This is a genomic window from Oceanicaulis sp. (genome assembly GCA_040112665.1).
Taxonomy (GTDB): Bacteria; Pseudomonadota; Alphaproteobacteria; order Caulobacterales; family Maricaulaceae; genus Oceanicaulis.
This window is the reverse complement of the sequence record CP157796.1, coordinates 2,922,639-2,942,762: the sequence shown is the minus strand read 5'-3', so window position 1 is coordinate 2,942,762 and position 20,124 is coordinate 2,922,639. Positions and strand designations below refer to the sequence as shown.

Below are 20,124 nucleotides of genomic sequence, written 5' to 3'. Positions count from 1 at the left end.
TCCGGCCGGCGCGAGCAAAGGCTCTTGCGGCGGGCGGACAAACGCGCGGAAGTTAGGCCCGGCGGGTCTGCCGGTCAAGCGTCCGCTGCGCAAGAAAAACGCTTGTTTCTCAATCGCTTGGCGCTTCTTCGCGTCGCAAAGCACCACGAGGCCTCCCCATGTCGCTCCGCGACAGACTCACCGCCGATCTCAAGGACGCCATGCGCGCCAAGGACGAGGTCCGCGTCTCCACCCTGCGCCTGATCCAGGCTGCGGTGAAGGATCGCGACATCGCTGCGCGCGCCGCCGACCGTTGCGACGGCTGCGACCAGACCGAAATCCAGGCGCTGCTGCAAAAGCTGCTCAAGCAGCGCGAAGAGAGCGCTGACACCTATGAGCAGGCCGGCCGGCTCGACCTCGCCGAGCGCGAGCGCCGCGAGGCCGAGATCGTCGCCGAATACCTGCCCGAGCCGATGGGCGAGAAAGAGATCGCCGACGCGGCCCGCGAAGTGGTCGCCGAACTCGACGCGACGGGGCTGAAGGACATGGGCCGCTGCATGGGCGCCCTGAAAGAGCGCTACACCGGCCGCATGGATTTCTCCCGCGCCGGCCAGGAAGTGAAGACGCTGCTTCAGAACCGGGCGTGACCGGGTTAACCTCTCCGGCTCTTGCGAGCGCGGGGCGAGATGGCGGTTCCTGACGGGTTCATCGACGAGATAAAGGCGCGTGTCCGCCCGTCCGACCTGATCGGACGGACCGTCCCGCTCAAGCGCCAGGGCCGCGAGTTCGTCGGCCTCAGCCCGTTCAAGAAAGAACGCACGCCGAGCTTTTTCGTTAACGACGAAAAGGGCTTCTACCATTGCTTCGCGAGCCAGGAGCACGGCGACGTGTTCACCTGGCTGCAGAAGACCCAGGGGCTGAGCTTCATGGAGGCGGTCGAGACCCTCGCGGCCGAGGCCGGGCTCGAAGTCCCCAAATCCGAACAGCGCTCCCCCGAAGCCGAAGAAAAGCGCAAATCGCTGCTGGACTGGATCGAGGCCGCCCAGGGCTATTTCGTTCGCCAGCTTCAAAGCCCGGCCGGGCAGGAGGCGCGCGCCTATCTCGAGCGCCGCGGGCTCAGCGCAGCCGACATGGAGGCGTTCGGCCTGGGCTTCGCGCCTGACCGCCGCCGGGGCCTCGCCGAGACCCTGCTGCAGAAGGGCGCCAAGCCGGCCGAGCTGGTCGATGCGGGGCTGCTCATCGCGCCTGACGACGGCGGCGCGCCCTATGATCGCTTCCGCGGCCGGGTGATGTTCCCCATCAAGAATGCGCGCGGCCGTCTCGTCGCGTTCGGCGGCCGGGCGATGAGCAAGGACGCCCGGGCGAAATATCTCAACAGCCCCGAGACCGAGCTCTTCCACAAGGGCTCGATCCTCTACCGCTATCCCGAGGCGCGCGCGTTTGCGAACGACCCCAAGGTCAAGGCCAGGGGGTTGATCGTCGCCGAAGGCTATATGGACGTGATCGCCTTCGCCCGCGCCGGCCTGGGCCATGCGGTCGCCCCGCTGGGCACGGCGCTCACCGAAAACCAGATCAAGCTGCTCTGGCGCGCCGGATCCGAACCGGTGGTCTGCCTTGACGGCGACAGCGCGGGCACGCGCGCCGCCGCGCTCGCCGCCGAGCGGGCCCTGCCGCTGCTCGAACCGGGCAAGACGCTGCGCTTCGTCTTTCTCGAAGATGGCGCGGACCCTGACGATCTTCTGCGTGAGAAGGGGCCCAGGGCGCTCAATGAGGCGATCGAGGGAGCCCGCCCGCTGATCGACGTGCTCTGGGAGCGCGAGCTCGCCGTCGAGCCGCTGACCGATCCCGATCGGCGTGCGGGCTTCAGGAAGCGCCTGCGGGCTCTCGCCGCCAAGATCGCCGATCCGGACGTGAAGGCGGAATACCGCGCCGAGTTCGACGCCCGGCTCGATACGCTTTTTGCTCGCGCCCAGCCGCAGCGCGGCCGTCGGGGCGGGTATGCCGGCCGCGGCGAGCGGGGCGGGCGGCGCGGATTTGATCTGCCCGTGCGGCCGACTGGCGAACTGGTGCGCAACGTCAAGCGCGGCGGGCGGGCCCATCCGCTGGCGCGACAGCTGCTGCTGGCGGCGGTCGAGCATCCCGAGATCGCCGAGGCTGAAGCCGAGAGTTTGGCCGAAACCTCCTTCGGTCCGCTTGACAGCCTGCGTGACGCGATACTAGACGCCTGTTTGTCTGGGGAGCCCTTGCTCGACGGCGGCTTGCGTGACGTGTTGACCCGGCGCGGTTACGGTGCGGACCTCGCGCGACTGGGAGTCGACGCCGCGCCGATGCGCGCCGCGCTCGGAGGTGAGGAAGCCGACGCCGAGAGCCGTAGTGAGGCTTGGCGGAGGCTTTCGGCCTCCTATATGGAGCTGGTCGCTCGAGACGCCCGTATCGCCGAGGAGCGCTCACGTCAGGCCGACGTACTGGAACAGGGCGATTCCGACGCGCTGAGAGATTTCCTCGCCGCCGTGAGGCGAGACCGCAAACGCCGCTGAGGCGAGGGCGAAGACCCCGCACCGCGCACGATCCTCCGGGAGCACGATCACCGCATGAGCAAAGCCGCCGCCGAAACCGCCGAAGCGACCTCCGAATCCCAGGACGGCCCGCTGCTCGACCTTACAGATCAGTCCGTCAAGGCGATGATCAAGACCGCGAAAAAGCGCGGCTACGTCACCCATGACGAACTGAACAAGGTCCTGCCCAGCGAGGAGTTCAGCTCCGAGCAGATCGAGGACATCCTCGCCCAGCTCTCCGAGATGGGGATCACGGTGGTGGACTCCGAGGACGACGTGGAGGACGGCGGCGACGGCTCGTCTGGCGACGAGGGCGAGGCCGACGAGGACGAAGACAAGCCGCGCGCTGTCGCATCCAAGAAGAAGACCGAGGTCGCCGGCCAGAACACCACCTCGGCCCAGGACCGCACCGACGACCCCGTGCGCATGTATCTGCGCGAGATGGGCTCGGTCGAGCTGCTCTCCCGCGAGGGCGAGATCGCCATCGCCAAGCGCATCGAAGCGGGCCGCAACGCGATGATCCGCGGCCTGTGCGAAAGCCCGCTAACGTTCGAAGCGATCATGGTCTGGCGCGAGGAGCTGCAGGAAGGCCAGGTCCTGCTGCGCGACATCATCGACCTGGACGCCACCTATGGCGGGGTCCGCGAGGACGCGACGGCGGCCCCGTCCGAAGACGAGGATGAAGACGGCGAGGGCGAGGAGTCCGAAGCCAAGTCCTCGGACTCCGACGACGAGGACGGCGAGCGCGAAGGCGAGAACGGCGAGTCCTCGGACGACGACGACGACGATCAGGGCGCGATGTCGCTCGCGGCGATGGAAGCCGAGCTGCGCGACGGCGTCATGGAGACGCTGGACGCGATCGCGGCCGATTTCGACGCTTTCCGCCGCCTGCAGGACAAGCTCGTCGGGCTGCGGCTGGCGGGGAAGGACCTCGCCAAGAAAGATCGCGACGCCTACGAGGCCGCGTTCGAGCGGATCGTGACAAATCTCAATTCGCTGCATCTGAACAACGCCCGGATCGAGGCGCTGGTCGAACAGCTCGACGCGATCAACAAGAAGCTCGTCGGCCTGGAAGGCAAGCTCCTGCGCATGGCCGAAGCGCACGGCGTGCCGCGCCTGGACTTCCTGAAGGAATACCAGGGCAGCGAGCTCGATCCCGAATGGCTGACCAACATGGCCGGCAAGTCAAAGGCCTGGGACCGGTTCGTCCAGCGCGAATCCAACGAGGCGACCGCCCTGCGTGAGGAAGTCGCCGCGCTGGCGCAGGAATCCGGCGTGCCGATCGACGATTTCCGCCGCATCGTGGCGACCGTCCAGAAGGGCGCGCGCGAAGCCGCCGTCGCCAAGAAGGAAATGGTCGAGGCGAACCTGCGCCTGGTGATCTCGATCGCCAAGAAATACACCAATCGCGGCCTGCAATTCCTGGATCTCATCCAGGAAGGCAATATCGGCCTGATGAAGGCGGTCGATAAGTTCGAATACCGCCGCGGCTACAAGTTCTCCACCTACGCCACCTGGTGGATCCGGCAGGCGATCACCCGCTCGATCGCCGACCAGGCCCGCACGATCCGCATCCCGGTGCACATGATCGAGACGATCAACAAGATCGTGCGCACCTCCCGCCAGATGCTTCACGAGATCGGCCGCGAGCCGACGCCGGAGGAGCTGGCCGAAAAGCTCTCCATGCCGCTCGAGAAGGTTCGCAAGGTGATGAAGATCGCCAAGGAACCGATCAGCCTGGAGACCCCGATCGGGGATGAGGAAGACAGCCATCTCGGCGACTTCATCGAGGACAAGAACGCGGTCCTGCCGATCGACGCGGCCATCCATTCGAACCTGCGGGAGACCACCACGCTGGTGCTGGCGAGCCTGACCCCGCGTGAGGAACGCGTGCTGCGCATGCGCTTCGGCATCGGCATGAACACCGACCACACGCTCGAAGAGGTCGGCCAGCAGTTCTCGGTGACCCGCGAACGCATTCGCCAGATTGAGGCCAAGGCGCTGAGAAAGCTCAAGCACCCTAGCCGCAGCCGGAAGCTTCGTAGCTTCCTGGATAGCTAGGCGGGCCTTGTTTCCAGGCCGAATTCGCAAACGCCCCGGCGCCTGACGCGCCGGGGCGTTTTCTTTTTCGCGGCATCGCTGATCGAGGCTCCGGAAGCCTCCGGCCCGGCATGAATTTGGTCATTCGGCCCGAGCGGTCTAGCCTTCCCTCTGCAAAATGGGGGACTTCCAGTGAACAGGAACATCGTCATCGGCGGCGGTATCGCCACCGTCGGGATCATCATTACGCTCGCTACCTATTCGAACGCGTCGGCGGGCGGGAGCTATGTCGTCACCTGGGGCGCGATCGTTTTCGGCGGCGTTCAGTTCCTCGTCGGGGTGGGCGAAGCGATCGCCCGCAGCCTGCGAAGCCCTGAAAAAAAACAGGAGGACGAGGCGGTCGCCGGCTCACGGCTGATCCTGCAGTCGATGATCTATACCGCCGCGGCCGACGGCGAGCTGTCCGAAGGCGAGGTGGCCGTCATCCAGATCGTGGCGCGCGCGTCGATCGGCGCAGAAATCGACCGAAAGTTCGTCGACGAAAACTACGCCGCGATCGCGCGCACGGGCGACAAGGTGCTGGACGAGTACGGGTTCGGCGGCGCGAACCGCGTCGCGGCCGACGATGCGCGGATCGCTGTCCGGGCGTCCGCCATGGTCGCCTTCGCAGACGGTGATTTCGATAACGCCGAGATGCAGCGCATCCAGAAGATTGCTTCTAAATTCGGGCTCGACGGCGAACTCGAAACCCTGATCGGTCAGGGCCGCCAACAGATAGAAAAGCTGCTTCAGGCCGTCCCTGAATCCGAGCTCGCCTGATCCGCCGGTGTTCGGCGCACGAAAAGAAAGCCCCGGCCGGCCGGCCGGGGCTTTGTCGTTTCAGAGCTCTGTCACAGAGCCTGAGCGCGTGTTACGCGCGGCCGCTCGAATGGGCGTGCGAGCCGGTGTGCGCGTGCGCGCTGTCGTTCTGGATCACCGGCTTGAGCAGGTAGATCGAATAAAGCGCGGCGATACCGACCAGAATGTAGACGAGGTTGGTGAACCAGCTTTCGGTGCCGAAGATGGCGGCGACGAGGTTGAAGTCGAATAGGCCGACCAGACCCCAGTTGATGCCGCCGATGATGACGAGGATGAGCGCGATCGCGTTGAGCCATTTCATGGTGACGTCTCCCTGTGCTTGTAGCTTCGGACTCGGCAACACGCAGGGCGCGCACAGGGTTTCCTTTCCGACTCAGGCGCTTCGTACCGCTTGAGGGCGCCGTTCTCGCCGCGATAGGCTCAGCCCATGACCCAGACGACGATCACGCTCCAGACCCGCGGGCCGGGGCTATACGAGTTCACCGACGCCGCGGGCGAGTTCGTCGCCGGCGCAGGCGCAGGCGCAGGCGAGGGGCTTCTGACCTGTTTCGTCAGGCACACCTCGTGCTCGCTGGTGATCCAGGAGAACGCCGATCCGGACGTGCGCCGCGATCTGGACGCGTTCTTCCGCCGGCTGGTTCCGCCCGGCGACGATCCGTCGATGGGATGGCTGCGCCACACGACCGAGGGCCCTGACGACATGCCCGCGCACATCAAGTCAGCGCTGACCGCGGTCTCCCTCGGCGTTCCGGTCGGCGGCGGGCGGCTGATGCTCGGAACCTGGCAGGGGCTCTACCTGTTCGAACATCGCGACGCCCCCCACGCCCGCCAGGTGGTGCTCCACCTGACGGGGTGAGGGGCGGCGATGAGTTGGGCCGCGTCAGCGGCGGCGCGACGCCGCTTCAAGCACGCGGTGAGCCGCCGCAGTGCAAGGCGACGGGGCTCCATCGGTGGACTCTCCCCGGATGTCGTTGATTTTCAGGAATGCGGCCGGTTCGTACACGACATCTGCCTTATTCAGCGGCGTCCGGACGGTCTCATCCGTTCCGTCGTGGGCGTGGAAGGCGTCCGGTATGAAGGGCTGGTGCTGCTTTTGCAGAACCAGCTGTTCTCGATGTCCACCGATCTCGAGAACGGCAGCCTGATGTTCTCGATCTTCAACGGGGTGGCGCGCCAGAAACCCGAAGTGCTCGACGGGCTCAATCTCGCCACGCTGCGCGACGCCGGCGGCTCGCCCTTCGCCACGACCTCGGTTCTGCAGCGCATGGCAGACCTCACCGGCGACCGGGAGGCGGACGAAGCGGCGTTCGAAGCCGCCGTCGCCGCGCTCGAACCGCTCGCGCCGGAGGGCTCGATCCCGCCCGATCTGGCCGCGCACCTGACACGAACCGTCAGCGACGGCCCGGCGGGCTTCCTGACGCTTCTGTTCGGCAAGTCGATGGCCCGCGGGGCGCGGCTCGACGAAGACGCCGCCCCGCGCAAGGCCTCGGTTTAGCGCCTGGCGTCGCTGGACGCTTCCTTGATGCGTTCGAGCGTTTCACCGGCGGCCGCATCGTCGCCGTGCTCGGCCAGATCGCCCAGCGACACCATGCCGACCAGGCGCTTGTCTCCGTCAACGACCGGCAGGCGTCGCACGGCCTGTTCGGCCATGTTGCGGCAGACGTCGGCGACCTCGTCGTCCTCGCGGCAATAGAGCACGCGCTCGCTCATCGCTTCGCTGACCGGGGTTTCCGGCCCGTGTTCCTTGGCGGTCACACGGGTGGTGATGTCGCGGTCGGTGACCATGCCGACCAGCTTTTCGGATTCGTGCACCGGCACCGAGCCGATATCGTGCTCGGCCATCAGCTTGGCGGCGTCGCAGCAGCGCGCATCGGTGGTGGTGACGACGGCGTTCGGGGTCATGACTTCGGAAATGCGCATGGAGGGCTCCCTGTTTGCGGCTTCTGAGGACGCAATCGCCGGAGCGGAAGGAAGTTCCTGAATGCGCCGCATTTCAAAGAAGGGTAGGCGCCGGGCGGGCGAAGCAGGTTAGATGGGCGCGAACAGCCGGTCGCGATCGACGCGCCGGCGGCAAGCGGAGCGAGACCATGACCGACGCCCCCCTCGGCTCGAAAGCCAATCCCAGCCAGTACGACTGCCTGCCCGATCTGGCCGAAGACGAACCCTATTTCGTCATTCGCGCGGACGATCCGCTGGCGAGCGCGCTGATCGAGCTTCACGCCTATATCGGCGCAGGCCAGGCCGGCGCTGCGCACAACAAGCTCGCCGAGATCATGGAACTGACCCGCGATCGCGCGCCGCGCCCCGCCGGCAGCCCGAAATACCGCGAGACCTTCGCCATCTCGCAGTCCATGGAGAAATGGCGCGCCAATCACGGCAAGTAGGCGCCGGCGCGGTCGTTAGCCCTAGGCGGCGCTTTCAGTCGCCGCCAGGGCCAGCGCCCGCCTCGCGATGACGATCGTCAGCGCGAGACAAGCCAGCCCCGCCGCCGCCTCGCCGACGCCGATGACCGGCAGGCTCGCGCCGACGATCGACAGGATCGCCCAGACGGCGGTTCCGATTGCGAAGAAGGTCGTCACGCCGAAAAACGCCGCTCCGGCCAGCGCCGAGGCGAATTCGAGTCCGGAGACCCGCAGTTTCCGTCCGCTCATGAAAGTAAGGTCCGCACCCTCCCGCGCCGCCCGATGCGGCGTGTTCGACGGGGCGACAGATTATGTGGCGCGGACCGGGCGGTTTGGGAAGTGGGGGGCGCAGGCCCGCTCAGACTTTCCCGCTCGGCCTGGCCGCGCAGGCCTGACGCCAGGCGGCCAGCGCTCTGAGATCCTCGCCGGGGGTCATCTTCACCCAGGCGGCGAACTCTACAAAGACGAAGGCGGTGATGTCGGCGAAGCTGAACCCGTCGCCGGCGAGCCAGGGATTGTCCTGGAGCCGCTCATCGAGCACCTTGAAAAACTTCATGCCTCTGGCCCGGCCGCGCTCGGCGAGCTCGGGGATCTGGGCGACCGGATCGGGACCGGGCAGCGCACGGTCCTTCAGCGCCTTTGAGGTGTTTCTGAGCACCTCCATCACCGAGACGAGCCCTTCGAACTCGGCGCGCCAGACCCATTCGGCGACGCGCGCCTGCTCGATCGGCGAGCGGCCCAGCAGCGGCGGATCGGGATAGACCGCTTCGAGCCAGCGCACGATCGCCGCGTTATCGCACAGCGCCTCGCCTTCGGGCGTCACGAGCACCGGCACGGTGCAGCGCGGATTGATCGCTGTGAACTCCGGCGCGAACTGGCCGCCCGAGGCGAGATCGACCTCGATCGTCTCGACATCGACCCGTTTTTCGGCGAGCGCCATGCGGGCGCGGCGCGGGCTGGGCGCGGTGGCGCAATCGTAGAATTTCAGCGTCATGGCTGGTCCTCAGGAAAATTGAGACGGACGGATGGCGGCCACGTCGAGCCGGGTCTCGATCGCCGCTCCGAGCGCGAGGATCGTGTCCTCTTCAAACAGCGGAGCCCACAGGCTCGTGGCGTGCGGAACGGTGAAGGTCTGTCCCGGCCCTGCGACCGGCGCCCCGGACAGGGTGCGGGTGGGCTGGTCGGTGAAGCCCGAGCGGAAGGCGAGCTGGGGATGGCCGGTATAGTTGGTGATCAGCAGCATGCCGCCGGCGAAGTTCGGCCCGATCACGGCGTCGAGGTCTTCCATCTTTTCGGCCATCATGATCTGGGCCTTGCGGCGCAGGCGGTCGGCGTTGACGAAATCGACCGCCGAGGCGAAGCGCGCCCGACGCCAGGTGTTCGGCCAGGCCGCGTCGTCCTGCCAGCGCAGACGGTCGTCGAGATCGTCCAGCGTGAGGTTTTCGAACGCGGCGGCGGCTTCGGCCTCGAGCTGGATCAGCATCGAGCCCCAAGGCTCTGCATCGACGTCGAAGGGCGTGAGCGTTACGCCGAGCGCGCGGGCCGCGTCCAGCGCGGCGCGGTCGGGTTCGGCGGCCGCCTCGAACCAGGCCGCATTGTAGCCGAGCCTCAGCCCTGAAAGATCGCGAGACAAGTCTGCGCCGAAGCGGGTCTCGAAGCTGGCCGGATCGCCGGCGTCGGCGCCGTTGATCGCGGCAAGCACGAGCGCGGCGTCCGGCGTGGAGCGGACGATCGGCCCGATCTTGTCCAGCGACCAGCACAGCGCCATCGCCCCGGTCCGCGCGACGCGGCCGAAGGTGGGCCTCAGCCCGGTCGCGCCGCAGCGATGGCTGGGGCTGACGATGGAGCCCAGCGTCTCGGTGCCGATCGAAAACGCGCACAGCGCCGCAGCCGTCGCCGAAGCCGGGCCGGCCGAGGAGCCCGAGCTGCCTTCGCGCGGATTGAACGGATTGCGGGTCACCCCGTCATACCAGATGTCGCCATAGGCGATCGCGCCGGAGGTGACCTTGCCCAGGAGGACCGCCCCGGCGTCTTCGAGGCGCCTGGCGATCACGGCGGTCTGCGTCCCGACCCGGTCGGAATAGACGCTCGCGCCCCAGGTCGCGGGCAGTCCCTCGACGTCGATAATATCCTTCAGCGTGTAAGGAACGCCGTGCAGCGGGCCGCGCATCCGGCCGGCCGCGCGCTCGGCGTCGCGGGCTCGCGCTTGGGTGCGCGCGCGCTCTGCGGTGACGGTGACAAAGCACTCCAGAGCCGAATCGTAGGCTGCGATCCGCGCGAGATAGATCTCGGTCAGCTCCGCGCTCGGAATCAGCCCGCGGGCCATCCAGTCGGCCTGCCGCCACACAGGCGCATAGGCGATGTCGACCGGATCGGACGGCAGCGGTCCGGCCGAATGCGGCAGGCCGCGCACGCCGGGCTCGGCGCTCGTGGGGTAGTCGCGGCCGGGTAGGCGCGGATCGAAGGTCAGCGCCGGTGCGAGGGTGTTGGGTTTTTCGCTGGCGCGCAGCTGTTCGGCGCGGGCGATCCAGCTTTCGATCCCGCCGAGCATCTGTTCGCGCTCGGCGTCTGTATACGAAACCCCGAACAACGGCTCGGCGCACCCGATCGTCTGCGCGGTGACGGAAGGCCGCTCCTGCGCGGACGCGGCCCCGGCCAGGCCCGCCCCCGCTCCGGCGGCGAGGCCGAACACGCCCCGCCGGGTCGCCGTGATTGGAACCTTGCCGGTCACGCCCCGCCTCCCGCTTCGCTTCGTTCAGGCCGGGTTCACACCCCGGCTCGTTAACGTTCACAAAGGTGAACATTCAGGCTGGAAAAAGGCCAGCCCGCTTCGCAGCGCCACGGAATATGGCGATTTGAGGCCGGGAAATGCGGCGAAAAAACCTCATTTCGGTCAAACTCGGGACGGCGGCGCGCGTTTTGGTTAATATGGGGCGTGAAAGAAAAGGGGCCGAGCCATGGACGATCACATCCAGACCAAGCGCCGCAGCCCGATGAGCAACCGCGATCTGCTTTCGGGGGGCGATTTGGACGACAAGGTCGAACAGAAAGCACACCAGATCTCCGACCGGCTGACCTACGCGTATCAGCGCGCAGCGTCGGCCTACTCGGCCTATCTGAATTTCCGCGACACGCGCGGCTCTCGTTTCGGCGAGGACACCGGCGTTCAGCCGATCCGCCGTGCGCCGGCCTATCCCGACAGCCACATCATGACCTTCTCCATCCTGGCGGGTCTGATCCTGTTCGAGGGCCTGGCGAACGCGTACTTCTTCTCCAAGGGCTCCGATCTCGGCCTGCTCGGCGGCTGGATCCAGGCGATCACCGTGGCCGCGGCGAACGTCGTCGCCAGCTTCTTCGTGATCGGCTTCCTGGGCCTGAGGATGCTGCAGAACCCGCACCGTCCCTTCTCTTTCGCCGCCGCGGCGCTGTTCGTGCCCGCAACCGCGATCGCGATCGTGTTCCTGAACTTCACGGCCGCACACTATCGCGACCTTCTGGAGATCAACGCGGCCGCGCTCGCGCTGGGCGGGACGAGCGAGACCGGCGAAATGCTGGCGCCGGTGACCCGTGCGCTGACCTTCGGCGCGTTTGAGACGCTCGAGGCTCTGCTGCTCTTCATCCTGGGCGTGACGTTCGCGATCATCGCCGCTTTCAAGGGCGCGACCTTCGATGATCGTCTGATCGGCTACGGCGCGGCGCATCGCCGCCTGATCAACGCGAGCTCCTATCTCGCCGCGGTCCTGAAGCAGCTGCCCCCGCCCCAGCGCGTCGCGGACGGCGAGGAGGATCCGACCGATCCGCGCTCCACGCGCCGCCGGGCGATCGATCTCAAGCACCGCATCGACGACCTGTTCGCCGAAGAGGTCGAGGATGCGACCGCCGCGCACGCCCGCGCCCGCCATCGCGGAGAGCCCGGCGCGCGCCGGGACGAGGAACCCTACTCCTCAGAACCCCCGCCGCGGGTCTAGACTGACCACCGGGGCCGGAGCGAACCGGCCCCGGACGCGTTGCAAGCGGTGAGAGAGGGGATCACATGCGCAGCAAGGACGTACTCGGCGTTTTCAACATCCTGATCGTGCTCGGCGTGCTCGGCGCGATCAGCTACGCCGCCCTCGTGCTCCAGCCCGAGGAATACGATCCAGACACGCTGTGCCTGGCCGGCGACACCCCGCCGCACATGGCGCTGGTCATCGACAAGACCGACTTCTACACGCCCGAGCAGGCCGAGGAGATCGAGGCGCTTGTGCTCGACGCGCGCGACCGGCTGCGGATCAGCGAGAAGCTCTCTCTGTACGAACTCGACGCACGCGGCGAGCTGATCAACACCAACGGCTTCGCGCTGTGCAATCCGGGCCGGGGCGAGCAGATCAATCCGCTTTACCGCAACCCCCAGCGCGTCGAAGCGCGCTATCAGGCCCTGTTCGAAGCGCCGCTGCAGGACGCGCTCGCGGACCTCGTCGAGCCCAAGGAAAGCCCGGCGAGCCCCATCGTGGAGGCGCTGGCGCGCCTGGCCGTCGAGGACGATTTCGACCGCGACACGCCGGGCCGCACGGTGATCCTGGTTTCCGACATGCTGCAGAACTCACGCCTGTTCACGGTCTACGGCCGTGCGCGCGGCGATCTCGCGACCCGGCTGCCCGATCCGCGCAGCGTCGCCGCTGCGGTCGAGGCGGAATACGGCGACGCGCTCTACGGCGTGACCATCGAGATCCACCTCATTCCCCGGCGGGGCTGGGAGCGCGATCAGGAAACCGTGCTGCGCGCCTACTGGGCCGAGGTGTTCCGCCAGCTGGGCATGCGCGATCGCTGGACGGCGCTTTAGGCCCCGACCACCGTCAAAGCCCGCAGGTCAGGCTGTCCTCGCAAAAGGGCAGGGCGGTGACGAGTGCGAGCCAGGCGAAGAGCGCCACGGTCCACACCACCGGCAGGTAGAAGGCGAGCTTGGCGCCGGTCTTGGGCGCCCGGAACAGGGTGAAGGCGATCCAGCCGCCGACAAAGCCGATCGCGGCGCAGGCCGGCCCTGCGCTCATGAAGGTGAAGACCGTCCAGTATGCGGCGTTCGGCTCGGCGCCTGACGCCTGCGCGCCGGCGAAGGTCATCATGTTCGGGAGCCACAGCCCCATCGAGAAAAAGCCGACGGTAAGCGCCACCGCGCTCGCCGCCAGCATGGCCAGCCAGCTCCAAAACGTGTAGCGCTTGGGTTCGGGCGCTTCGTCCGGCCCCGCCTCGACGTCCGCCATAGTCCCCTCCGCTCGATTGGATCTGCCGTTAACCATGACTCTCGCCGTCGCATCCTGGAACGTCAACTCGATCAAGGCCCGCCTGCCCAACGTGCTGGACTGGCTGAAGGAAAAATCGCCCGACATCGCCTGCCTTCAGGAGATCAAGACCGTCGACGAGGCCTTCCCGAGGCTGGAGATCGAAGAGCTCGGCTATAACGTCGAGACCGCCGGCCAGAAGAGCTATAACGGCGTGGCGATCCTCAGCCGCCGGCCGATCGAGGAGGTCGCCCACCGCGCGCTCCCCGGCCGGGAGGAAGAGCCGCAGGCGCGCTATCTCGAAGCGGTGATCAGCGCGGAAAGCGGCCCGGTGCGCGTGGCCTCGATCTACCTGCCCAACGGCAACCCCGCGCCGGGGTCGAAATACGATTACAAGCTCGACTGGATGGCACGGCTGAAAAACCACGCCGCAGAGCTTCTGACCTACGAAGAGCCGGTGATCCTCGCCGGAGACTACAACATCATCCCCCGCGAGACCGACGTGTACGACCCGGCCGCCTGGTCCGCCGACGCGCTGTTCCGAGCAGAGAGCCGGGACGCCTTCTACGCCATCCGTCACCTGGGCTGGGCGGACGCGTTCGAGCAGGCCGACGGCCGCGCGCATCAGTATACGTTCTGGGACTATCAGGCCGGCGCCTGGCCGAAAAACCACGGCATCCGCATCGATCACCTGCTCATGAGCCCGCAGGCGGCCGACAGGCTGGAAGGCGTCGAGATCGACCGCGAGCCGCGCGGCAAGGAGAAGGCGTCCGACCACACCCCGATCGTGGGGCGGTTCAGGCTCTAGACGAGAAGCGCGATCCCGCGCGCCAGATAGACCAGCCCGATCGCGGTCACGATCCATTTGGTCCAGCGGCGGAAGTTCGCGTCGCTCATCTGATCGAGCAGGCGCGCGCCGAGCGTCGTGCCCAGGATCGACACCGGCACGGCGAGCGCGAGCGCCCAGAGCGGCGGGCCGCCCTCGAGGCCGCCCGCGAGGCTCAGCGCAGGGCCGGCGTAATTGGCGATCTTCACCGCGTGGCTGAACACCTGGCAGACCGCCTTGGTGGCCACGATCGCGCGGCGGTCGGTCTCGACCTGCTGGAAGAAGACGTCGAGCAGCGGGCCGGACACCCCGGCCACCACGTTCAGCCCGGTGACCAGCACCCCGCCTGCGAGCCCGTCCGCGGTGCGCCTTGCGTCGAGCGCGAAGCGGTCCTTCGGCAGCCACACCAGAAACGGGACGAGCCCCAGCGCGACGAAGAGCCAGGCCTTGGGCAGAATCACGCTGACCAGCGCGAGCCCGCCCGCCGCCAGGACGCTGCCGATGACGAACAGGCCCACCGCCCGCCAGATCACCCAGCGCCGCAGCAGAGCCCCGCGCCAGCCGTTGGAGACCGACTGCACCACGCCGTGCGTGACCATCGCGGCGCTGACCGGATAAAGCGCGGCCAGCACCCCCATCAGCACCAGCCCGCCGGCCATGCCGAACATCGCCGACAGCGCGGCGGTGAACGCGACTGCGATGAGAAAGCCGGCGGTCGTCATGTCGCGGGTGGATTTTCCGTACGGATGGTTATGCTGGCGAAAAATCAGGGAGGACCGATCCGGCCATGAACTTCGAATACTCGGACCTGTGCAAGGACTATCTCGCTCGCGTGCGCGCCTTCATGGACGCGCACGTCTACCCCAACGAGAAGACCTATCACGACCAGCTCAAGGGCTTCGGGCAGAACCGCTGGCAGGTCCTGCCGATCATCGAGGAGCTGAAAGCCAAGGCCAAAGCCGAGGGGCTGTGGAACCTGTTCCTGCCCGACTCCGAAGAAGGCGCGGGCCTGAACAACGCCGACTACGCCCCGCTGGCCGAGGAGATGGGCCGGGTGGTCTGGGCCAGCGAGGTGTTCAACTGCGCCGCGCCGGACACCGGCAACATGGAAGTGCTCACCCGCTACGGCACGCCCGAACAGCAGAAAAAATGGCTCAAGCCGCTCCTGGAAGGCGAGATCCGCTCCGCCTTCCTGATGACCGAGCCGGCCGTGGCGAGTTCCGACGCGACGAATATCGAGTGCTCGATCCGGCGCGAGGGCGAGGAGTACGTGATCAACGGGCGCAAATGGTGGAGCTCGGGCGCGGGCGATCCGCGCTGCAAGGTCTTCATCCTGATGGGCAAGACCGATCCTGAGGCGGAGACCTACCGCCAGCAGTCAATGATTCTGGTGCCTGCGGACGCCGAGGGGGTGACCATCGAACGTCACCTGCCGGTCTTCGGTTATGACGACGCGCCGCACGGGCATATGGAAGTGAAGCTCGAGAACGTGCGCGTGCCCGCCTCGAACATGCTTCTGGGCGAAGGCCGCGGGTTCGAGATCGCGCAAGGCCGCCTCGGCCCGGGCCGCATCCATCACTGCATGCGCACGATCGGCGCCGCCGAGCGCGCGCTGGAGCTGCTGGTCAAGCGCGCCATGAGCCGGGAAGCCTTCGGCAAGCCGGTCATCAAGCACTCGGTGTGGGAGCACCGGATCGCGCGTGCCCGCATCGATATCGAGATGGCCCGCCTTCTGACGCTGAAGGCCGCCTGGATGATGGACACGGTGGGCAACAAGGCCGCCCGCGGCGAGATCGCGATGATCAAGGTCGCCGCGCCGCGTGTCGCCCTTCAGGTCATCGACGACGCCATCCAGGTCCATGGCGGCGGCGGGGTCTCAGACGACTTCCCGCTGGCGGCGTCCTACGCCGGCATCCGCACGCTCAGGCTCGCCGACGGCCCGGACGAGGTGCACGAACGCACGATCTCCCGGCTCGAAGCCAAGCGCTGGCTCAATGCAGCGGAATAAGCGCCTGAGCAGATCAAACAAAAAACCCCGGCGCGCCGCGCCGGGGTTTCTTTTTTCGGGTGTAATCGACCAGGCTAGGCCGCGTCCATCTTCCGGCCCGAGCGGCCCGAGACTTCGGTGACCTGATTGTCGGCGTCCAGCAGCACGACGGTGGGCTCCCACACGCGGGCGGCCTCGGCGTCCATCATGGCGTAGCTCACGACGATGATCCGGTCGCCGGGCTGGGCCAGACGCGCGGCGGCGCCGTTGATCCCGAAGGTCTTCGAGCCGCGCGGAGCGGGAATGGCGTAGGTGGTGAAGCGCTCGCCATTGTTGATGTTGAGCACGTCGACCTGCTCGTTCACCAGAATGCCGGCGGCTTCCAGCAGATCGGCGTCGATGGAGATCGAGCCCTCATAGTGCAGATCGGCCTGGGTCACCGAGGCGCGGTGAAGCTTGGCCTTCATCATGGTCAGCTGCATCGTGATCTCCTGCGGCGCGCCCGGTTTGAAGCGGCAGGCGCGGCCCGTCGGTGAAATTGCTGCGGCGCGATATAGCCGATTTGCGTCAGGCGCGCGACCCCTCGAACGTCTCCCTGTCATATGGGTGTCGCAGAGCAAATAAAAAGGCGCCGCGCCCCCGGCGGAGCGCGGCGCCGTTCAGCTCCGGACCGTGTCGCTATTCAGCGCCCGGATCGTACGCTTCGAACCAGGCGAGGATGTGCCCGGCCTTCTGCAGAAGGCGCGAGGGCCGCGAATCCGCGATGCCGTGATAGGTCCCCGGAATGCGTACGAGCCGGCTTTCCACGCCCCTGATCTGCAGGGCGTTGTAGTACTGCTCGGCTTCGAAGACCGGCGTACGGCGATCCTCCGCGCCGACGAACACCAGCGTCGGGGTCTCGACGTTTCCGACCAGGGAAAGCGGGCTGCGCCGCCAGTACTGATCGGGATCCTCCCACGGGGTGACTCCGAACCAGTAGCGGTAGATGGTCGGGCCGATATCGGCGGCGAGCGCGAAGCTCGTCCAGTTGATCACCGGCTTGCCCACGGCGGCCGCGGCGAACTTGTCCGGCGCCACGCCGATGAGCTGGGCGGTCAGCACCCCGCCGCCCGACCCGCCGGTCACAAACAGCCGCTCGGGATCGACGAAGCCGCGCGCGACGAGCGCGTCGACGCCGGAGAGAAGATCGTCGACGTCCTGGCCGGGATAGTTCTTGTCGATCTCGTTCGCGAAGGCCTCGCCGTACGACGTCGAACCACGCGGGTTGGTGTAGAGCACGACATAGCCCGCGGCGGCGAAGAGCTGGACCTCGCCGGAGAATTGCGGCCCGTAGGCGGTGTGCGGCCCGCCATGGATCTCGAGGATCATCGGGTAGGTCTCGTTAGGATCGAAGTCCGGCGGATAGGCGATCCAGCCTTGGATTTCCTGACCGTCCGCGCTGCTTTCCCAGGTGAAGCGCTCGACCTCGGCCAGATCGCGCAGGCCCAGCACGTCGGCGTTCAGATCGGTGAGCTCACGCCCGCCGCGGCGCGTGCCGGCGCCCACGTCGGCGAGATCGGTCGCGCTCGCCAGCGTCGCCGCCCAGCGGCCGTTCTCAGACGCCGAGAACGAGCCCGACGTGTAGGGGCGGCCGAAGGTCGTGCCGCCGATCGCATCGGTGATCACGTCCAGCCCGCCGCGCAGATCGGCCTGCGCCAGCATCGTGCGGCCTCGATCGTCATAGCGCACGAAGAGCGCGCGATCCGACGCCCAGGCGATCTGGTCGATGCCGCGATCGAGATCGGCGAGCAGCTGTTCGGGCGCGCCGCCGGCCATGTCCATGACGTAGAGATTGGTGTCGATATGGCTCTCCTCGCGCGCCTCCTCGCCGAGGAAGGCGAGCCGCCGGCCGTCCGGAGAGATCGCCGGGCTGCCTTCGGGACCGGGGAAATCGGTGATCTGGCGCGGGGCGCCGCCGCTAAGACCCACAGCCCAGATGTCGGACGTGCGGAAGTCGAACCCGTCCTCGGTCCGGCCGCCCCAGGAGAAGAAGATTTCCGAGCCGTCCGGCGTCCATTCCAGGCCCGAGACCGAGCCTGACTCGAACTCGGTCAGCTTGCGGGGCGCGCCGCCCTCGGCGCTGATCACGTAGATCTGACTGACGCCGTCAGGAATTTCGCCGACGCCGTCGAATTCGTACCGCGTCGTCTCGTCGACGATCGCAGGGTCGGCCCATTCCGCGCCCGGAGGCTTGGGCGGCAGGCCGATATCGACCTGCGGACCCGGCGCGGGCGTAAACAGGGTGAAGGCCAGGAACCGCCCGTCCGGCGACCAGGTCAGCCCGCCCGGTCCGAAAGGCAGGGTGGCGAGCCGCGCCGAGCGCCCGGTCGCGGGCCAGACCACCTCGAGCCGGGTTTCGCCATCTTCGGACGCCACCACCGCGACCTTGTCCGAGCCCGGCGCCCAGGCGGGGCTCGAGTAATTCGCCGATCCGGCGGCCAGCGGGCGATGATCGCCCCCGTCGAAATCGATCACCCAGACCGCCTGCCGGGTCCGGTCGGTCATGATGTCGTTCGACCGGCGGACATAGGCGATGGTTTCGCCGTTCGGGCTGATCTGCGGATCGGCCGCCATCTCCAGGCCGAACACGTCGGCGAACTGGAGCGGGCCGCCTGCGGCGGGCTGGGCGGCGGCGAGCGCGCCGGCCAGGGCTGTGGTCAGGATCATGAGGTCTCCCCGGTTCTAAAGTTCCAGGAAGGGTAGGGCGGCCATGCGCGCTCCGGCAAGCGCGGGCTCAGGCGGCTTTGGATAAAAGCTTCGTGCGGGTGATGCGGTAAGGCGCGGCGGGGGCGTCGAGACGGCCTATCGCAGCGCCCGCCAGAAGCTTGGCGGGGGTTTTCGAGGCTGTGCGCAGCCGGTCCCAATCGTCCACACCGTCGAACCAGACCGGCGCGCCGGCGCGGCCTGCGCGGGCGAGAAAGCCGTCGAGATCGGAGCGCGCCGCCTCGGTGAGCTTTTTCGGAAAACTCGCGCCGATGAAGCTCGCGCCGGTCTGCAGATACCGCTCCAGAGTGAGCGCCTTGAGGTCGGCCTGAACGAACAGGTGCGGGGTGTGGGCCAGCACGATGCGGCCGGTCTCGGCCATCGCCGCGCCCGGTGCGTCGGCTGGCGCGCCGACAAGCTTCACCCAGACGAGCTGGCGGAGATCGCGGGGCAGGGCGGCCAGCGCTGTGACATAGCTCGACCGTGTGCGGCTGAAGCCCAGCGCGGCGTAGCCTGCGGGCACGATGATCGCGCAGCGCGCGCCGTGGCTGAGCGCGCTCTTCAGGGCTGCGGCTGCACGCTCCAGAACGGCGAGATCGAACGCGAGCCGGTCGTCGGGGCGCTTGAGCACTGCGGCCGTTTCTGCGGCGTCCGGTGCGCCGGATTCGGTCACCAGCCGCGGATCGGCGAAATAGCTCGCCGCCGCTTCGCGGCGCACGTCCCAGGCCGGCAGGAAGCTCAGCCCGCCGAGCGCGGCCGGGGCCGGTTTCCCGGGGTCTGGCGGCTTCGGGCTCGCAGGCGGGGCGCTTTCGTCGACGCCCCCGGCGGCGGCCAGCGCAGCCTCGAATTCGGCCGGGGTCAGTTTCTCGCTCGTGGCTTCCACGCGCAGCAGCTCGGCGAATTTTTCGCCGAGAAAGAAGCGTTCGAGGTCTTCGCGGATACGGGCGGTGGTCTGGTCCGCCGCAGCCCCGGAAAGCGCCTTGAAGATGACCAGAAAGCCGGTCGCGCACTGGATGACCAGGTCTGCTTCAGCCAGCCGGCGTTCGATAATGGACCGCGCTGCGAGGAAGACCCGCTGGCGGACATCCGGCCAGAGCTCTCCCGCCGCAGCCCGCACCGCGTCCATATTGACGAACTGGTAGCGGCTCACGTCGATATGATCGGCGCTGGCCAGGTGGGCTTTCAGCGCCCGCATGACGGCGTCGTCCATCGCCCGGCTCCACGCTGGTCTTGAACGCGAGCATGCTAACCCGCTAGGTCCTCCTGATCGGTTAAGGGGCGGCGGACTGCATTTTTCGCAGGTGCAGCAAAACCCTGTAGTTTCAAGGGCGTGTTGCTGCTGCAACAGTTTTTTGAAATCCGGTTCGAAGCGCCGCCGAAGGGATCACCGGACTAAAGAAACGCCTCCGCGACCGCTTCAACAGCTCCCGCAAATCAGACAGTCTTGTGACAGGCGTGAACGCTGCGCTGCACAATA

At 67.5% G+C, this 20,124-nt stretch carries 21 protein-coding genes; 11 read left to right on the top strand and 10 right to left on the bottom strand.

All coding sequences use genetic code 11. The annotated features are described in order from the left end of the window. The first annotated feature begins 158 nt into the window (after positions 1-158). The 4 genes from ABL308_14495 to ABL308_14480 all read left to right on the top strand — a co-directional run bounded on the left by ABL308_14495 (position 159) and on the right by ABL308_14480 (position 5,393). Positions 159-626 (top strand): GatB/YqeY domain-containing protein, encoded by a 468-nt coding sequence (locus ABL308_14495; GenBank protein ID XBQ16149.1) that lies wholly within the window; start codon positions 159-161, stop codon positions 624-626. 39 nt (positions 627-665) lie between these two features. Beyond that, positions 666-2,516: a DNA primase gene (gene dnaG / locus ABL308_14490; protein XBQ16148.1), complete on the top strand. Its 1,851-nt coding sequence runs from the start codon at positions 666-668 to the stop codon at positions 2,514-2,516. 54 nt (positions 2,517-2,570) lie between these two features. Then, complete coding sequence (gene rpoD / locus ABL308_14485; protein XBQ16147.1) at positions 2,571-4,595, top strand: RNA polymerase sigma factor RpoD; 2,025 nt, start codon at positions 2,571-2,573, stop codon at positions 4,593-4,595. Positions 4,596-4,766: 171 nt separating this feature from the next. Further along, positions 4,767-5,393 (top strand): DUF533 domain-containing protein, encoded by a 627-nt coding sequence (locus ABL308_14480; GenBank protein ID XBQ16146.1) that lies wholly within the window; start codon positions 4,767-4,769, stop codon positions 5,391-5,393. Between the two features lie 91 nt (positions 5,394-5,484). On the opposite strand, the gene ABL308_14475 is transcribed toward ABL308_14480, so the two are convergent. Beyond that, on the bottom strand, positions 5,485-5,733 hold the full coding sequence (locus ABL308_14475) for a DUF378 domain-containing protein (GenBank protein XBQ16145.1): 249 nt from the start codon (positions 5,731-5,733) through the stop codon (positions 5,485-5,487). A gap of 126 nt (positions 5,734-5,859) precedes the next feature. Here ABL308_14475 and ABL308_14470 point away from each other — a divergent pair, with 126 nt between their 5' ends. Both ABL308_14470 and ABL308_14465 read left to right on the top strand, forming a co-directional pair. After that, entirely contained in the window at positions 5,860-6,288 is a 429-nt protein-coding gene (locus tag ABL308_14470; protein ID XBQ16144.1) for a secondary thiamine-phosphate synthase enzyme YjbQ, read from the top strand. A 195-nt stretch (positions 6,289-6,483) separates the two neighbouring features. Further along, positions 6,484-6,927: a hypothetical protein gene (locus ABL308_14465; GenBank protein XBQ16143.1), complete on the top strand. Its 444-nt coding sequence runs from the start codon at positions 6,484-6,486 to the stop codon at positions 6,925-6,927. Here the strand turns inward: ABL308_14465 and ABL308_14460 are convergent. Beyond that, on the bottom strand, positions 6,924-7,352 hold the full coding sequence (locus tag ABL308_14460; protein XBQ16142.1) for a CBS domain-containing protein: 429 nt from the start codon (positions 7,350-7,352) through the stop codon (positions 6,924-6,926). The genes ABL308_14465 and ABL308_14460 overlap by 4 nt on opposite strands. 167 nt (positions 7,353-7,519) lie before the next feature. Between ABL308_14460 and ABL308_14455 the strand changes: the two genes are divergently transcribed. Next, a complete protein-coding gene (locus ABL308_14455) occupies positions 7,520-7,816 on the top strand; it encodes an aspartate decarboxylase (protein XBQ16141.1) in 297 nt (98 codons plus the stop codon). Positions 7,817-7,837: 21 nt separating this feature from the next. On the opposite strand, the gene ABL308_14450 is transcribed toward ABL308_14455, so the two are convergent. The 3 genes from ABL308_14450 to ABL308_14440 all read right to left on the bottom strand — a co-directional run bounded on the left by ABL308_14450 (position 7,838) and on the right by ABL308_14440 (position 10,565). Continuing rightward, entirely contained in the window at positions 7,838-8,083 is a 246-nt protein-coding gene (locus tag ABL308_14450; GenBank protein ID XBQ16140.1) for a hypothetical protein, read from the bottom strand. Between the two features lie 109 nt (positions 8,084-8,192). Then, complete coding sequence (locus tag ABL308_14445) at positions 8,193-8,828, bottom strand: glutathione S-transferase family protein (protein ID XBQ16139.1); 636 nt, start codon at positions 8,826-8,828, stop codon at positions 8,193-8,195. A gap of 9 nt (positions 8,829-8,837) precedes the next feature. Further along, positions 8,838-10,565: an amidase gene (locus tag ABL308_14440; protein ID XBQ16138.1), complete on the bottom strand. Its 1,728-nt coding sequence runs from the start codon at positions 10,563-10,565 to the stop codon at positions 8,838-8,840. A gap of 226 nt (positions 10,566-10,791) precedes the next feature. Between ABL308_14440 and ABL308_14435 the strand changes: the two genes are divergently transcribed. Continuing rightward, positions 10,792-11,802, top strand: a complete 1,011-nt coding sequence (locus ABL308_14435; GenBank protein ID XBQ16137.1) for a hypothetical protein — start codon at positions 10,792-10,794, stop codon at positions 11,800-11,802. Positions 11,803-11,867: 65 nt separating this feature from the next. Further along, the gene (locus tag ABL308_14430) at positions 11,868-12,656 is read left to right on the top strand and encodes a hypothetical protein (protein XBQ16136.1); all 789 of its coding nucleotides are present in this window, start codon (positions 11,868-11,870) and stop codon (positions 12,654-12,656) included. A 13-nt stretch (positions 12,657-12,669) separates the two neighbouring features. On the opposite strand, the gene ABL308_14425 is transcribed toward ABL308_14430, so the two are convergent. After that, on the bottom strand, positions 12,670-13,074 hold the full coding sequence (locus ABL308_14425; protein ID XBQ16135.1) for a hypothetical protein: 405 nt from the start codon (positions 13,072-13,074) through the stop codon (positions 12,670-12,672). A gap of 34 nt (positions 13,075-13,108) precedes the next feature. On the opposite strand from ABL308_14425, the gene xth reads away from it, so the two are divergent. Then, positions 13,109-13,900: an exodeoxyribonuclease III gene (gene xth, locus ABL308_14420; GenBank protein ID XBQ16134.1), complete on the top strand. Its 792-nt coding sequence runs from the start codon at positions 13,109-13,111 to the stop codon at positions 13,898-13,900. Here xth and ABL308_14415 read toward each other — a convergent pair. Continuing rightward, complete coding sequence (locus ABL308_14415) at positions 13,897-14,640, bottom strand: sulfite exporter TauE/SafE family protein (protein XBQ16133.1); 744 nt, start codon at positions 14,638-14,640, stop codon at positions 13,897-13,899. The two genes, xth and ABL308_14415, sit on opposite strands and share 4 nt — an antisense overlap. 65 nt (positions 14,641-14,705) lie before the next feature. On the opposite strand from ABL308_14415, the gene ABL308_14410 reads away from it, so the two are divergent. Continuing rightward, entirely contained in the window at positions 14,706-15,926 is a 1,221-nt protein-coding gene (locus ABL308_14410) for an acyl-CoA dehydrogenase family protein (GenBank protein XBQ16132.1), read from the top strand. 74 nt (positions 15,927-16,000) lie between these two features. Here ABL308_14410 and panD read toward each other — a convergent pair whose 3' ends face one another. From panD to ABL308_14395, 3 genes are all read right to left on the bottom strand, one after another. Then, the gene (gene panD, locus ABL308_14405; GenBank protein XBQ16131.1) at positions 16,001-16,387 is read right to left on the bottom strand and encodes an aspartate 1-decarboxylase; all 387 of its coding nucleotides are present in this window, start codon (positions 16,385-16,387) and stop codon (positions 16,001-16,003) included. A gap of 196 nt (positions 16,388-16,583) precedes the next feature. Then, positions 16,584-18,611: a S9 family peptidase gene (locus ABL308_14400; GenBank protein ID XBQ16130.1), complete on the bottom strand. Its 2,028-nt coding sequence runs from the start codon at positions 18,609-18,611 to the stop codon at positions 16,584-16,586. A gap of 67 nt (positions 18,612-18,678) precedes the next feature. Next, positions 18,679-19,857 carry a hypothetical protein gene (locus ABL308_14395; protein XBQ16129.1) on the bottom strand — a complete coding sequence of 393 codons (1,179 nt, stop codon included), beginning with the start codon at positions 19,855-19,857 and terminating at the stop codon, positions 18,679-18,681. Positions 19,858-20,124 lie beyond the last annotated feature (267 nt).